The sequence below is a fragment of the Aquabacterium sp. A08 genome (genome assembly GCF_011742065.1).
Genome location: NZ_JAAQQT010000625.1, coordinates 22,059 through 35,423, shown reverse-complemented (window position 1 = coordinate 35,423; position 13,365 = coordinate 22,059). Strand labels below are relative to the sequence as shown.

Sequence of the window (13,365 nt, the reverse complement as noted above, 5' to 3'; positions counted from 1 at the left end):
GCGGTCGGTGCGGTCGGCGCCAGCCAGACCGTGTTGCGCCCCGCCGCCTTGGCGCGGTACATGGCCATGTCGGCCTGTTTCAGCAGGTCGTCGGGTTCGGTGGCCTGGCCGTCGAACATCACCACCCCGATGCAGGCGGTGCAGCGGTGCTCCACGGCGTGCACCCCGCCGCTGGCCTGTTCCACCGCCAGGCAATAGGGTTCGGCCAGTGCGGCGAGCAGTTTGCCCGCCACCGCGCGGGCCAGTTCCACCGAGGTCTGCGGGTCGGTGTGCAGGTCGCCCAGCAGCACCACGAACTCGTCCCCGCCGAAGCGCGCCACGGTGTCGGTTTCGCGCACGCTGTGGGTCAGGCGGTGCGCCACCTCCACCAGCAGCAAATCGCCCACCCGATGGCCGTGGGTGTCGTTCAGGGGTTTGAAGTTGTCCAGGTCCAGGAACATCAGCGCGCCATGCAGTCCGCTGCGCCGGTGGCTGGCCATGGCCTGGGCCAGGTTGTGGGTCAGCAGGCGGCGGTTGGGCAGCTCGGTCAGGGTGTCGTGCAGCGCCTGCTGCTGAATCTTGGCCTCCAGCCGCCGCCGCTCGGTGATGTCGGTCATGAAGCTCAGGGTGGCGGGCTGGCCCAGCCACTCGAAGGGCGCGTCGTTCAGCTCGAACCAGCGCTCCCCCTGGTGGCGCGTCAGCACCCGGAACGTGTGGTGCTGGGGCGCGGCCTGGCCGTCGGCGGGGGCCGACGCGCGTATCACCCGGTCGCGGTCGTCCTCGTGGATCAGCGGGGCCAGGGGCTGGTTCAGCACCTCGGCCGGGGTGTGGCCGCACAGCTGGAAGAAGCGGGGGTTGGCGAAGCGCAGCACGCCGTTCTGGATCACGGCAATGCCCTCGTTGGCGGTTTCGATCAGCAGCCGGTAGTGCCGTTCCCGTTCCAGCAATTGCTGGGCTTCGCGGCTGCGTTCGATGGCGATGCCCGCCAGCAGGGCCGCTTCTTCGATGAGGGCGATGTCGGCGGGGCTGGGCGTGTGCGGGCGGTGGTGGTAGATGGCGAAGGTGCCCAGCACCCGCTGGTCCGACGAAAAAATGGGTTGCGACCAGCACGCCCCCAGCCCGGCCTGGGCCGCCAGTTCGCGGTAGGGCGCCCAGTAAGGGTGGCTGGCGATGTCTTCCACCACCACCCGTTGCCGGGTGTGGGCCGCGGTCCCGCAGGAGCCCGCGCCCGGGCCGATGGGCAGGCCCTGCACCGCGTCGTTGTAGAACGCCGGCAGGCTGGGGGCGGCGCCGGTTTGCAGGTGCTGGCCTTGCCGGTCCAGCAGCAGGATGCTGCACAACATGCGCGGGTGCAGGGTCTCGATGCCCTGCACGATTTCGTGCAGCAGGGTGGGCAACGGGGTGCCCTGGGCCAGCAGTTCCAGGATCCGGTTGCGGAAGGCCTGGTAGCGCTGGTTCTGGCGCAGGGCGTGTTCGGCCCGGTCCTCGTTCATGATGATCAGGCCCAGGGCCAGCAGCAGGGTGCCGGTCAGGGTAAACAGGAAGGTCAGGGACTGCAGGGTGCCGCCCTGGAACAGCTGCTGCACCGTGAACTGGCCGGTGGCCACGGTCCAGGTGCGCGCGGCCATCATGATGGCCATCAACAGCGCACCGAACACCAGCAGTTGTTCGCCGCGCCCCCTGGGCGCGTGGCGTTGCTGGCGCGCCACCGCCGCCACAAACAGCAGTTGCAGGCCGTACACCGAACTGCCCAGCAGCAGCCGGGCCGTGAAATTGTCCAGAAGAAACGGAAAGCTCAGCCCGATCACCGCCACCGGGGCCCAGGCCCACCAGACGGGCCAGCGCTGGTCGTGGAAGCGGCGGATGCCCAAGGCGTACACCGCCAGCGCCCCGGACATGCACACGTTGGCCACCACCACCGAGGCCCAGTCCGGCACCTGGCCCCTCAGGCCGTAGAGCACGTAGCCCAGCGCCTGCACGCCCAGCGCTGTGGCCCACAGCAGCAGGTTGCGGTGCCGTTGGCGCCCGATAAAGCCGATCGCCACGGCCAGCACCGCGGAGACGGCGATGATCACGGCGAACAGGGTGGGGACGTGGAAGGACATGGGCGGCACAGCGATGTGTCCAAATGTAGCACCAGGGCCCCCGACACCACAGGAATATCCCGGCAGTGGATTGGACAAAAAAACCGCCCGCCCCCAGGAGGGACGGGCGGTGTCAATGCGCGGGCGGGACCCGCGCGCTTTCCCGAACCGTTGAAGGTCAGCTGCCGATGACGCCGCCGTCGTTCTTGGTGATGACGACGGTGGCCGAGCGCGGCCGCTGGCCCGGGCCGTAGCCGGCGTTCGCGGGCCATTGGCTTTCGTACCGGGCGGGGGTGTTCACATCGGCCATCTGGGTGTTTTCACCGGGGTGCTGGATGTTGACGAACATCGCACGGCCATCGGGTGTTTCGCAAATGCCGGTGATTTCGGCGCCGCGCGGGCCCACCAGGAAGCGTTTCAGCGTGGCCGGCGTCTGGGTTTTGCCGGCGTAGGTGGTCACCGTCTTGTCGCCGTATTGCAGGGTCTTGGTGCCGCCATCGCCCACCTGGCCCGGCAGGGCGGCCAGCAACATGCAGTTGGTTTTGTCGGTGTAAGCGCCGTCGTCGGTCTGGATCCAGCAAATGCCGGTGGCCGGGCTGAACACCAGGCCGTCGGGCGACGACAGGTCGTTGTCGTCCGTCAGGCCCGACAGGTTGACGCGGGCCTGGTCCGCATCGGCTTCGGAGGCGAACAGGTAGATGTCCCACTTGAAGGTGGTCGCAGCGGGGTTCGGCTCCATGAAGCGCACGATGTGGCCGTGCACGTTGCCTGTTTGCTCTTTGCGGCCCTTCAGGTCGGTGTAGACGCGCGGGTTGGCCGCGTCGGCCGTGGCGGCGGTGCGGTTGCTGTTGTTGGTCAGGGTGAAGTACACCTCGCCGTTGCGTGGGTTGACGCCGCCCCATTCCGGGCGGTCCATCTTGGTGGCGCCCACGGCGTCGGCCGCCAGGCGGGTGAAAATGGCCACGTCGGCGTTGTCCTTGAACTCGAAGTAGGAGCTGTGGGCGATGACCGGGTTGTCCACCGACAGCGCCAGCCATTCGCCGCTGCCGTCCTCCTTGAAGCGGGCGGCAAACAGCGTGCCTTGGTCCAGGTATTTGTCGCCAGCGGTCAGGCGGTTGGCGGCCTTGGCGTCGGCCGGGTCCCACAAGGCGTGCGACACGAATTTGTAGATGTACTCGCCACGCGCGTCGTCGCCCATGTAGGCCACCACCGGCTGGCCGGCCACCGGCTTGGCGAAGGTCACGTTTTCGTGGCCCATGCGGCCCAGGGCGGTGCGCTTGCGCAGCACGGCTTTCGGGTTGTACGGGTCCAGTTCCACCACGTAACCGAAGGTGTTCATCTCGTTGCGGTAGTCTTCCTGGGCGCTGGCGGCCAGGGCGCCGTTGTTCCAGCGCACAAAGCGGTCGTCGGCACCGCCGCTTTCCCAGCCGTGGCGGCTGGCGGCACCGGCCTTGCGGCCGTAGCGGTTCAGGGCCTGCACCTGTTTGTCCTTCTTGCGGCGGTCGTCGTCCTGCGCGTCGCGGAAGAAGTAGCCGAACCAGTTTTCCTCGCCCGACACAAAGGTGCCCCAGGGCGTTTTGCCGGTGCCGCAATTGTTCAGCGTGCCGCGGGCGCGGGTGCCGTCGGCGCTGTACTTGGTGACCAGGTGGGTGCTGCCGCGGGCCGGGCCGGAGATGACGGCCTCGGTCATGGTGGTGACGCGGCGGTTGAACGGCGAATTGGTCTTGTAGCTCCAGGTTTTGCCGTTGGACTGCACCTCCACCACCGACAGGCCGTGGATCATCAACTCTTTGTCCACTTCAGCCGCGGGGCGAGGCAGGCTGGCCTTGCCGCCGTCGGCGTGGATGAAGAAGGAGGTCAGCTTCTCGTCGGTGGTGGCCTCGTGGTTCATGGCCAGCAGACCGCGCGAATTGAAGGTGTTGGACGGTTGGCTGTTGGCGTCCAGGCTGAACCATTCGATGCCGTCGTGGTGGTCGCCGGCGCGGCGGCCCCAGTCGGTGTCGGTGCCGTCGTTTTTGAAGGCGGGGGTGTCGCCGCTCAGCGGGTCGCCCAGGCCGTAGAGCACCTGGGCGGTGTAGCCCTCGGGCACGGTCAGCACGTCGTTGACGTGCTTGCTCACCGCCTTGAAACCCAGCGTGTTCACCGCATGGGCCGGAGCGCCGGTGGCGCAGCCGCTCAGGGCGGTGGCGCCCAAGGCAGTGGCGCCGGCCACACCGGCACCGCTGCGCAGCAGGCTGCGCCGGCTCAGCCGGGCCTGCAACACCTGCTCAAACGCCGGGTTGGGGCTGGTGTTGGAGTCTTCTTCGTTGAAAACAACGCCGGGTCGGAGTTCGTGGGTCATGCTGTGTCAGAAGGGGTGGTGTGAAACACCCCTCAGCATGCCGGCGCTGTGTGAAGCCGCTGTGACAGGCCGCGTCCGCCCGGCCCGGTGCGGGTGCCGTGCTGCCTCAGGCCGGGGCCTGGCCGTCGTCGGTGACGAAGCTGTCGCGGAAGGTGAAGTAGAGGGAGCTGAAGAACATGGCGCTCATCAGCATGGCCATTGGAAAGACGATGGCCGCCAGCACTTGCGGGCCGCCCAGGGCACCGGCCAGCAGCACCACCGCCAGCGACACGCCCACGAACACGCCTGTCCAGGCCAGGAAATACACCAGCAGAGCCCCCTTGTTCGTCCAGCAGGCCAGGGCGCTGAAGAACAGGCTCTTGACCGGGGACACCCCATGCCAGTGCACCAGCGCCGGGGCGTGCCAGAACAGCAGGCCCAGGGGCAAGTAGAGCAGCATGCTCAGCACCAGACCGCGCAGCACCCCGGGCTGGCGCAGCATGGCCTCGGTCAGCTCGCCGCCTTCGGTGGCCACCGGTGGCAGGCCGCCGCCGGCCAGCAGGGCCGACAGGCCCATGACGACGAAGGAGCCCAGCGCGTACAGCCCGCCCAGCACCAGCATCGCCCGCAGGCGGTCCTTGCCCGCGCGGAAGGCGCTGGCCAGCACCGCCGGCATGGGGAACTGGCCGCTGTGGGCCTCGCGGGTGGCGGCCATCAGGCCCAGGGTGGCCGCGGGCAGCAGCGCCAGCGCCAGCGGCTGGCCCAGCAGCGGCAGCATGGACAGGGCCGACACCACCATCATGAACAGGAAAAACAGCCCGGCCAGCGCCAGCGGCTGGCGCACAAAAGTGCGGATGCCCAACTGCACCCACAGCAGGCCGGTGCGCGCGGGAACGGGGTTGAGCTTCATGGCTGGGCCAGGCGGGCGCGCAGCACCCGCTCGAAATGGGTGGGGTCGTGCGGTTTGAGCATGCTGGCCTCGCGCGGCAGGTGCCAGTCCCACAGGCGCGAAATCCAGAACCGCAGGGCCCCGGCGCGCAGCATGGCCGGCAGCAACTCGCGTTCGGCCGCGGTCAGAGGGCGCACGCTTTCGTAGGCCTGGCGCATGGCCTGGGTGCGGGCGTCGTCCTGGGCGCCGCTGGCCAGGTCGATGCACCAGTCGTTCAGGCACACCGCCAGGTCGAAGGCGAAGCTGTCGCAGCCGGCGAAGTAGAAGTCGAAAAAGCCGCTGAGTTGGCCCTGGTCGAACATCACATTGTCGCGGAACAGGTCGGCGTGCACCGGCCCACGCGGCAGGGCCTCGTGGCTGGCGCTGGCGGCAATGTGGTTCTGGTAGGCCAGCTCGCTTTGCAGCAGCGCCGCCTGGTCCGGCGCCAGGTGCGGCAGCACCACCGGCACCGTCTCGTTCCACCAGGGCAGGCCGCGCAGGTTGGGCTGCTGGCGCGGGTAGTCCCGCCCGGCCAGGTGCATGCGCGCCAGCATCGCGCCCACCTGGGCGCACTGGTCGGCGCTGGGCGCCAGTTCGTGCTTGCCGCGCAGCTTGTTCACCACCGCCGCGGGCTTGCCGCACACCGTGTGCAGGATGTTGCCCTGGGCGTCGGCGGCCGGGTCGGGCACCGGAATGCCCTTGCCCGCCAGGTGCTTCATCAGGTGCAGGTAGAACGGCAGCTGCTCGAAGGTCAGGCGCTCGAACAGGGTCAGCACGTGGTCGTGGCGAACGCCGTCGTGTTCGGTGCTGACGAAGTAGTTGGTGTTCTCGATGCCGCCAGCGCAGCCGGCCATGTCGGTCAGTTCGCCCAGGCCGAGGCGGCGCAGCAGCGCGGCGGCCTCGTCGCGCGAGACTTCGGTGAAAACGGCCATGGTCAGAACTTCAGGACGCGCCAGCTGCTTTTGCCGGCCCCGCTTTTGCTGTCGCTGGGCTGGCCGGCGTCGATGGGCTGCACCTGGTAGCCCGGCACGGCGGTGTTGGTCTGCACCTCGATGCTGCGGGTCTGGCCGCCCACGCGCAGTTCTTCAATCCGGCTGCCCGCGTCCTGGTGGGTGATGCGTTCGGTTTTTTGCTCCAGCGTCTGCACCGGTTCCTGGGCGATGGCGGCGGCCGGCGTCTGGGCCAGGGCGGGAACGGCGGCGCAGGTGGCGGCCAGGGCGGCGGCCTGGGCCAGGCGTTGCCAGGTCGGGGTGAAGGCGGGTGTGCGGTGCATGGCCCGATTGTAGGCAATCGCCGGGTCCGCCCGGGTTTGGCCGCACAATCCCCAGCATGAGCGAAACAAGCAAAACCCTGGTGCTGGTGGACGGCTCCAGCTACCTCTACCGCGCCTTCCACGCCATGCCCGATTTGCGCGCGGTGCCGGGCGATCCGTCCAGCCCCGCCACGGGCGCCATACGCGGCATGATCAACATGATGCAGGCGCTGCAAAAAGAGCAGCCGGGCGACTACGTGGCCTGCGTGTTCGACGCCTCCGGCCCCACTTTCCGCGACGCGCTGTACCCCGAGTACAAGGCCCACCGCAGCCCCATGCCCGACGACCTGCGCGCGCAGATTGCGCCCATACACGAAGTGGTGCGCCTGCTGGGTTGGACGGTGCTGGACGTGCCCGGCGTGGAGGCCGACGACGTGATTGCCACCCTGGCCACCGTGGCCGCCGCCCAGGGCGTGCGCGTGGTGGTGAGCAGCGGTGACAAGGACTTGAGCCAGCTGGTGAACGAACACATCACCATCATCGACACCATGAGCGGTAAGGTGCGCGACGTGGCCGGCGTGACCGCCGAATTCGGCGTGCCGCCACGTCTGATGGTGGACTACCAGACCCTGGTGGGCGACACGGTGGACAACGTGCCCGGCGTGGAAAAAGTGGGCCCCAAGACCGCCGCCAAATGGCTGGCCGAACACGGCTCGCTGGAAGGCGTGCTGGCCAACGCCGACAAAATCAAAGGCGTGGCCGGCGAGAACCTGCGCAAGGCGCGTGATTGGCTGGTGACAGGCCGCCAGTTGGTGACCATGAAAACCGATTGCGACCTGACGGGCTTTGTGGAAGGCTTGCCGGCGCTGGACGCCTTGGCCCAGCGCGAGCGCGAAGTGCCCGCGCTGCGCGAGTTCTACGAACGCTATGGCTTCAAGGGCCTGGCGCGTGCCCTGGGCGATGCGGGCGCCGCTGGGGCGGTGGTTGCCGCCCCTGCCGCCCAGGCCACCGCCGTGGGCGACACCGCCGATCTGTTCGGCGAGCCGGCACCTGGAGTCTCGAACGTCACGGAAAAGCTTTACGACACGGTCCTCACCTGGGACGCCTTCGACGCCTGGCTGGCGCGCCTTGAGGCGGCCGAACTGGTGGCGCTGGACACCGAAACCACCTCGCTGAACGAAATGCGCGCCGAGATCGTGGGCATTTCTTTCAGCGTGCAACCGGGCGAAGCCGCGTACATCCCGCTGGCGCACAGCGGCCCGGCCGCGCCGGACCAATTGCCCTTGGGCGAGGTGCTGGCACGGCTGAAACCCTGGCTGGAAAACCCCCAGGCGCTCAAGCTCGGCCAGCACATCAAGTACGACCGCCACGTGTTCGCCAACCACGGCATCGAGGTGTGCGGCTACGCCCACGACACCATGCTGCAAAGCTACGTGCTGGAGGTGCACAAACCCCACAACCTCGGCAGCCTGGGCGAGCGCCACCTGGGCCGCAGCGGCATCAGCTACGAGGAACTGTGCGGCAAAGGCGCGGCGCAAATCCCGTTCGCCCAGGTGGACGTGGCCAAGGCCGCCGAATATGCCTGCGAAGACAGCGACCTCACGCTGGACGTGCACCGTGTGCTGTGGCCGCGCCTCCAGGCCGATGCCAAGCTGCGCGCCATTTACGAGCTGGAAATCGCCAGCAGCGAAGCGCTCTACCGCATCGAACGCCACGGGGTGCTGATCGACGCGCCCACGCTGGCGCGCCAAAGCCACGAACTGGGTCAGCGCATCCTGCAGCTGGAGCAAGACGCCTATGACATCGCCGGCCAGCCCTTCAACCTGAGCAGCCCCAAGCAGTTGGGCGAAATCTTCTTCGACAAACTGGGCCTGCCGGTGGTGAAGAAAACCGCCACCGGCGCCCGCAGCACCGACGAAGAGGTGCTGGAAAAGCTGGCCGAAGACTACCCGCTGCCCGCCAAAATCCTGGAGCACCGCTCGCTCAGCAAGCTCAAAGGCACCTACACCGACAAGTTGGCCGCGCTGGCCCACCCGCGCACCGGCCGCGTGCACACCCACTACGCGCAGGCGGTGGCCGTCACCGGGCGCTTGAGCAGCAACGATCCCAACCTGCAGAACATCCCCATCCGCACGGCCGAAGGCCGCCGTGTGCGCGAAGCCTTTGTGGCGCCGCCGGGGCATGTCATTGCAAGTGCCGACTATTCGCAGATCGAGCTGCGCATCATGGCGCACCTCAGCGCGGACGAGGCCTTGCTCAAGGCCTTTGCCGACGGCATGGACGTGCACCGCGCCACCGCCGCCGAGGTGTTTGGCCTGGTGCCCGATCAGGTCAGCAGCGAGCAGCGCCGCTACGCCAAGGTCATCAACTTCGGGCTCATCTATGGCATGAGCAGCTACGGCCTGGCCAAGGCGCTGGGCATCGACAACACGGCGGCCAAAAACTACATCGACCGTTACTTCCAGCGCTTTGCTGGCGTGCGCCACTACATGGACGAAACCAAGGCCCAGGCCAAGGCCCAGGGCTATGTGGAAACCGTGTTCGGCCGCCGCCTGTACCTGCCGGAAATCAACAGCCCCAACGGCCCGCGCCGTGCCGGGGCCGAACGTGCCGCCATCAACGCCCCCATGCAGGGCACGGCGGCGGACCTCATCAAAATGAGCATGGTGGCGGTGCAGGCGGCGCTGGACGCGCAGGGCAAGGGCACCCGCATGGTCATGCAGGTGCACGACGAACTGGTGTTCGAGGTGCCCCAGGCCGAGGTGGACTGGCTGAAAACCGAAGTGCCGCGCCTCATGGCCAGCGTGGCGCAGCTCAAGGTGCCGCTGCTGGCCGAAGTGGGGGTGGGCGCCAACTGGGAGCAGGCGCACTGACCGCGCGTCAGCGCGTGGCGGTGGCCAGGCCCATGGCCAGGGCCTGGGCCGGGCCGTAGGTGTCAACCGTGCGGCAGTCGGCGGCCAGCAGCTTCTGGTACACCGCCGTGGCGGTGGGGCCGGGCAGCATGGCGCGCAGGTAGCGCGTCACGGTCAATTGCTGGCCGCGGCTGGGTTCGCTCTGGCAGCTTTGGTGGCCAAAGTCGTGGTCGGACGGGATCTGGCTGAAGGCGATGCGCGCCGCCGTGGGTGCCTCCGGCAGCACGCGCTGGGTGCCGGCGGCAAACACCATCAGGCAGGCCGTGGGGCAGGCGCTGCCGGCTTGCACTTGGGTGTCGTAGCCGCGGTTGCGCAGCATGGCGCCCAGGGTGATGGCATCGCCCAGCAGGGCCGGGCCGGCGTCCAGCACCAGGCGCTTGTGGGTGCAGCGCGGGGTGTCCAGGTCTTGCAGCGCGGCCGGCATGCGGCGTACCGTGCCGGCGTGGATTTCGCCGTGCAGGGCGATGGTGCAAGCGGCGGTCCGGGTGTCCGTCACCAACCGGCCGCCTTCGTAGTGGTGGGTGTTCACGCCCCCGGCCGGGGCCACGGTGGCCGCCGGGCGGGTCGCGGAGTCGGGGGGCGGTCGGGTGGCACAACCGGCCAGCACCGCCAGGGCGGCGCACAGGGCAAGGGACAAACGCATGGACGCATCTTAGCGCGGGGCCGCAGCGTGTGCCCCCGGCGCTCCAACTGCGGTCAATGCTCCGTCAGGGCGGTGGTGAAGCGTTTGAACAGCGGCCGCAGCAGGTAGGTCATCAGCGAGCGCTCGCCGGTTTTCACCATCACGGTGGACATCATGCCCGGTTGCAGTTGCAGATTGCCCAGTTTGGCCACCTCGGCGGGCGGCACCGTCACCCGCAGGGTGAAGTAGGGCTCGCCGCTGCGCTGGTCCCTCAGCACGTCGGCCGACACCACCGTCACCTCGCCACTGATCACCGGGCGGTCGGCGCGGCTGGAATAGGCGTCAAAGTGCACGTCGGCCGGCAGGCCAGCGTACACCCGGTCGATGTACTGCGGCGCAAAGCGCGCCTCCACCACCAGCTTGTCGCCCTCGGGCACGATATCCATCACCCGGTCGCCGGGCTTGACCACGCCGCCCACCGTGTGGGCGGTCAGGTCCACCACGGTACCGTTCACCGGGGCGCGCAGCACCAGCCGGTCAAACGTGTCCTGCTGGGCGTTCAGGCGTTCGCCCAGGGTGGCCACTTCGCGCTGGATGTCGGCCAACTGGGTTTCCACCTCGCGCCGGTACTCCACCTCGCGTTGGGCGGCGCGCATGCGGAATTCGGCCAAGCGGGCGTTGATGCCGGCAATGTTCGACAGGTCCTCGCTCTGCTTGCTCTGCACCTCGGCCAGCTGGCGCTCCAGCTCCAGCAGGTTGTTGCGCGACACAAAACCCTGCTCCCGCAGGTTGCGGAAGGAATTGAGCTGTTCGGTGAACAGGGCAATCTGCGTTTCGCGCCCGGCCTTGAGCTGCGACAGGCTGGCCAACTGCGCCTCCAGCCCCTTGACCGATTCGCGCACGATGCGCAACTCCCCTTCCAACGCATTGCGGCGCGAGCGGAACAGACCGTCTTGCGCCCGCATTAGAGCAGCCACTTCGGGGTTTTTTGCGGCGGCCGTCAGTTCGGGCGGATAGTTCACGCCAGCGGCACCGTCGCGTTCGGCGCGCAGGCGGGTCAGGGTGGCCAGTGCGGTGTAGTGCTGCGTCTGCGTGGCGTTCAGGGCCGATTTGCTCTGGGTTTCGTTCAGCACCAGGAGTTCGTCGCCAGCCTTCACCTTCTGGCCTTCGCGCACCAGAATCTGCTCCACGATGCCACCGTACAGGTGGTCAATCCGCTTGCGGCTGCTCTCCACCGCCACCACGCCGGGCGCAGGTATGCCTTCGTCCAGCGGCGCCAGCGTGGCCCAGGCCATGAAGCCGCCAAAGCCAATGGCCAGCACCCACAGGCCCCGGCGCAGGATGCGCTGGTAGTCGGTGTCGGGCAGGGCCTCGGGTGCGGTGCTCGCGGGCAGGGCGTCGAGCGTCAGCGGTGCCGTGGGCACGGGTGTGGCGGGGGCCACCGGGGTGGGGGTGGTCACGGTCGGGGGGGGCGGTTCGGGCTTGGCCGGGTTCATGCCTGGGCCTCGTGGGGCAACTGGGCGTCGGGGGTGGTGGCGGCCACGGCGGGTTTGCGCGGTGGACGCAGGGTGTCCATCACCGCGTCGCGCGGGCCGTAAGTCTGGATGGTACCGTTGGCCAGCACCAGAATGGCGTCGGCCTCGGCCAGCAGGTTCATGCGGTGGGTGATGACGAACACCGTGCGCTTTTCCTGCTTCATCACCCGCAGCGCGCCCAGCAGGGCGGCGTCGCCGGCTTCGTCCAGGTTGGCGTTGGGTTCGTCCAGCACCACCAGCGCCGGGTCGCCGTACATGGCGCGGGCCAGACCAATGCGCTGGCGTTGCCCGCCCGACAGGGCCATGCCGCCCTCGCCAATCGGGGTGTCGTAGCCCTGCGGCAGCCGCAAAATCATGTCGTGTACGCCCGCGCGCTGGGCAGCGGCCACGGTGCGGGCCGAATCGGGCGCGCCAAAGCGGGCAATGTTTTCGGCCACGGTGCCTTCAAACAACTCCACGTCTTGCGGCAGGTAGCCCAGCCAGGGGCCCAGTTCTTCCTTGTTCCATTGCGACACGTCGGCCCCGTCCAGCCGCACCGTGCCGTTCATGGGCGGCCACACACCCACGAGCGCCCGCGCCAGGGTGGACTTGCCCGAGGCGCTGGGGCCAATGACGGCCACCAGCATGCCCGCCGCCGCGCCCAGCTTGATGCCCTTGAGCACCGGCGTGCGCGCACCGGGCGGGCCGGCAACGAGGTTTTCCACCATCACAAACCCTTGCGGGCGGGGCAGGGCGGTGCGGGGTTCGGGTTCGGGGTGGGCTTGCAGCAACTCGCCCAGGCGGGCGTAGGCGCCGCGCGCCTGCACCAGATTGCGCCACTGGCCAATCACCGCGTCCACCGGGGCCAGCGCGCGGCCCAGCAGAATGGAGGCGGCGATCATGCCGCCCGGGGTGAGCTGTTGTTCGATGACCAGCAAAGCCCCCAGCCCCAGCACGCCCGACTGAAACGCCATGCGGGTGAATCGCGTCACGCCACTCACGGCTGCTGCACGGTCGCTGGCCTCGGCCTGCAAGGCCAACATGCGGTGCTGGCGCCGCTGCCAGCGCTGGCGCAGGGTGCCCAGCATGCCCAGCGCGGCAATCACCTCGGCGTTGCGCAGGCTGCCGTTGGCGTAGTGGGTGGCGCGTTGCGACTCCTGGTTGGCCTCGCCCAGCGGCGTGGCGGTGAGCTTTTCGTTCAGGTAGGCCAGCCCCAGCAGCACCACGGCGGCCAGCAGGCCAAAGGCGCCCAGCCAGGGGTGCAGCAGAAAGATGACCAGCAGGTACACCGGCGTCCAGGGCGCGTCAAAAAACGCGAACAGGCCCCTGCCGGTGAGGAACTGGCGGATGTTGGTCAGGTCGCCCAGCGCCTGGGCGGCGCTGCCGCTGCGTCCGTTCAGCGTGCGGCCAAAAGCCGCATCGAACACGCGGGCGCCCAGCTTCATGTCCATGGCGGCGCTGCCGCGCACCACCGCCTGGTTGCGCACCCATTCCAGCACCGCCTCCAGCGCAAACAGCCCCAGCATGATGAGCGTGAGCATCAGCAGCGTGGTGGTGTTGCGGCTGGCCAGCACCCGGTCGTATATCTGCAGCATGTACACCGTGGGGGTGAGCATGAGCAGGTTGATGGCGAAGCTAAATCCGGCCAGGGTGATGAACAGCTTGCGGAAAACGGCAAGGTGTGCGCCGAGCGCGGGGGATGCGGTGGACAAGGCTGGCATGTACGCGAACTGTAGCCTACAAAAAAAACCGGG

The 13,365-nt window shown here is 68.5% G+C and carries 9 protein-coding genes; 1 reads left to right on the top strand and 8 read right to left on the bottom strand.

The genetic code is table 11. The annotated features are described in order from the left end of the window. The 5 genes from HA630_RS12120 to HA630_RS12100 form a co-directional block, all read right to left on the bottom strand. Positions 1-2,084 (bottom strand): diguanylate cyclase domain-containing protein (locus HA630_RS12120; RefSeq protein WP_166835055.1); only part of this gene is annotated, 2,084 nt, incomplete at its 3' end. A gap of 157 nt (positions 2,085-2,241) precedes the next feature. Continuing rightward, on the bottom strand, positions 2,242-4,404 hold the full coding sequence (locus tag HA630_RS12115) for a PhoX family phosphatase (RefSeq protein ID WP_166835053.1): 2,163 nt from the start codon (positions 4,402-4,404) through the stop codon (positions 2,242-2,244). A 106-nt stretch (positions 4,405-4,510) separates the two neighbouring features. Further along, entirely contained in the window at positions 4,511-5,293 is a 783-nt protein-coding gene (locus HA630_RS12110; protein ID WP_166835051.1) for a BPSS1780 family membrane protein, read from the bottom strand. Further along, positions 5,290-6,243 carry a homoserine kinase gene (locus HA630_RS12105; RefSeq protein WP_166835049.1) on the bottom strand — a complete coding sequence of 318 codons (954 nt, stop codon included), beginning with the start codon at positions 6,241-6,243 and terminating at the stop codon, positions 5,290-5,292. The genes HA630_RS12110 and HA630_RS12105 overlap by 4 nt, the downstream gene beginning before the upstream one ends. Before the next feature lie 2 nt (positions 6,244-6,245). Then, a complete protein-coding gene (locus HA630_RS12100; RefSeq protein WP_166835047.1) occupies positions 6,246-6,584 on the bottom strand; it encodes a hypothetical protein in 339 nt (112 codons plus the stop codon). Positions 6,585-6,640: 56 nt separating this feature from the next. Between HA630_RS12100 and polA the strand changes: the two genes are divergently transcribed. Beyond that, the gene (gene polA / locus HA630_RS12095; RefSeq protein WP_166835045.1) at positions 6,641-9,436 is read left to right on the top strand and encodes a DNA polymerase I; all 2,796 of its coding nucleotides are present in this window, start codon (positions 6,641-6,643) and stop codon (positions 9,434-9,436) included. Between the two features lie 7 nt (positions 9,437-9,443). On the opposite strand, the gene HA630_RS12090 is transcribed toward polA, so the two are convergent. Genes HA630_RS12090 through HA630_RS12080 form a run of 3 tightly spaced genes read right to left on the bottom strand, consistent with a single transcriptional unit; the run spans position 9,444 to position 13,332 of the window. Continuing rightward, the gene (locus HA630_RS12090) at positions 9,444-10,118 is read right to left on the bottom strand and encodes a hypothetical protein (RefSeq protein WP_166835043.1); all 675 of its coding nucleotides are present in this window, start codon (positions 10,116-10,118) and stop codon (positions 9,444-9,446) included. A gap of 53 nt (positions 10,119-10,171) precedes the next feature. After that, complete coding sequence (locus HA630_RS12085; RefSeq protein ID WP_208300075.1) at positions 10,172-11,593, bottom strand: HlyD family type I secretion periplasmic adaptor subunit; 1,422 nt, start codon at positions 11,591-11,593, stop codon at positions 10,172-10,174. Continuing rightward, positions 11,590-13,332: a type I secretion system permease/ATPase gene (locus HA630_RS12080; RefSeq protein WP_166835039.1), complete on the bottom strand. Its 1,743-nt coding sequence runs from the start codon at positions 13,330-13,332 to the stop codon at positions 11,590-11,592. The genes HA630_RS12085 and HA630_RS12080 overlap by 4 nt, the downstream gene beginning before the upstream one ends. Positions 13,333-13,365: the final 33 nt, after the last annotated feature.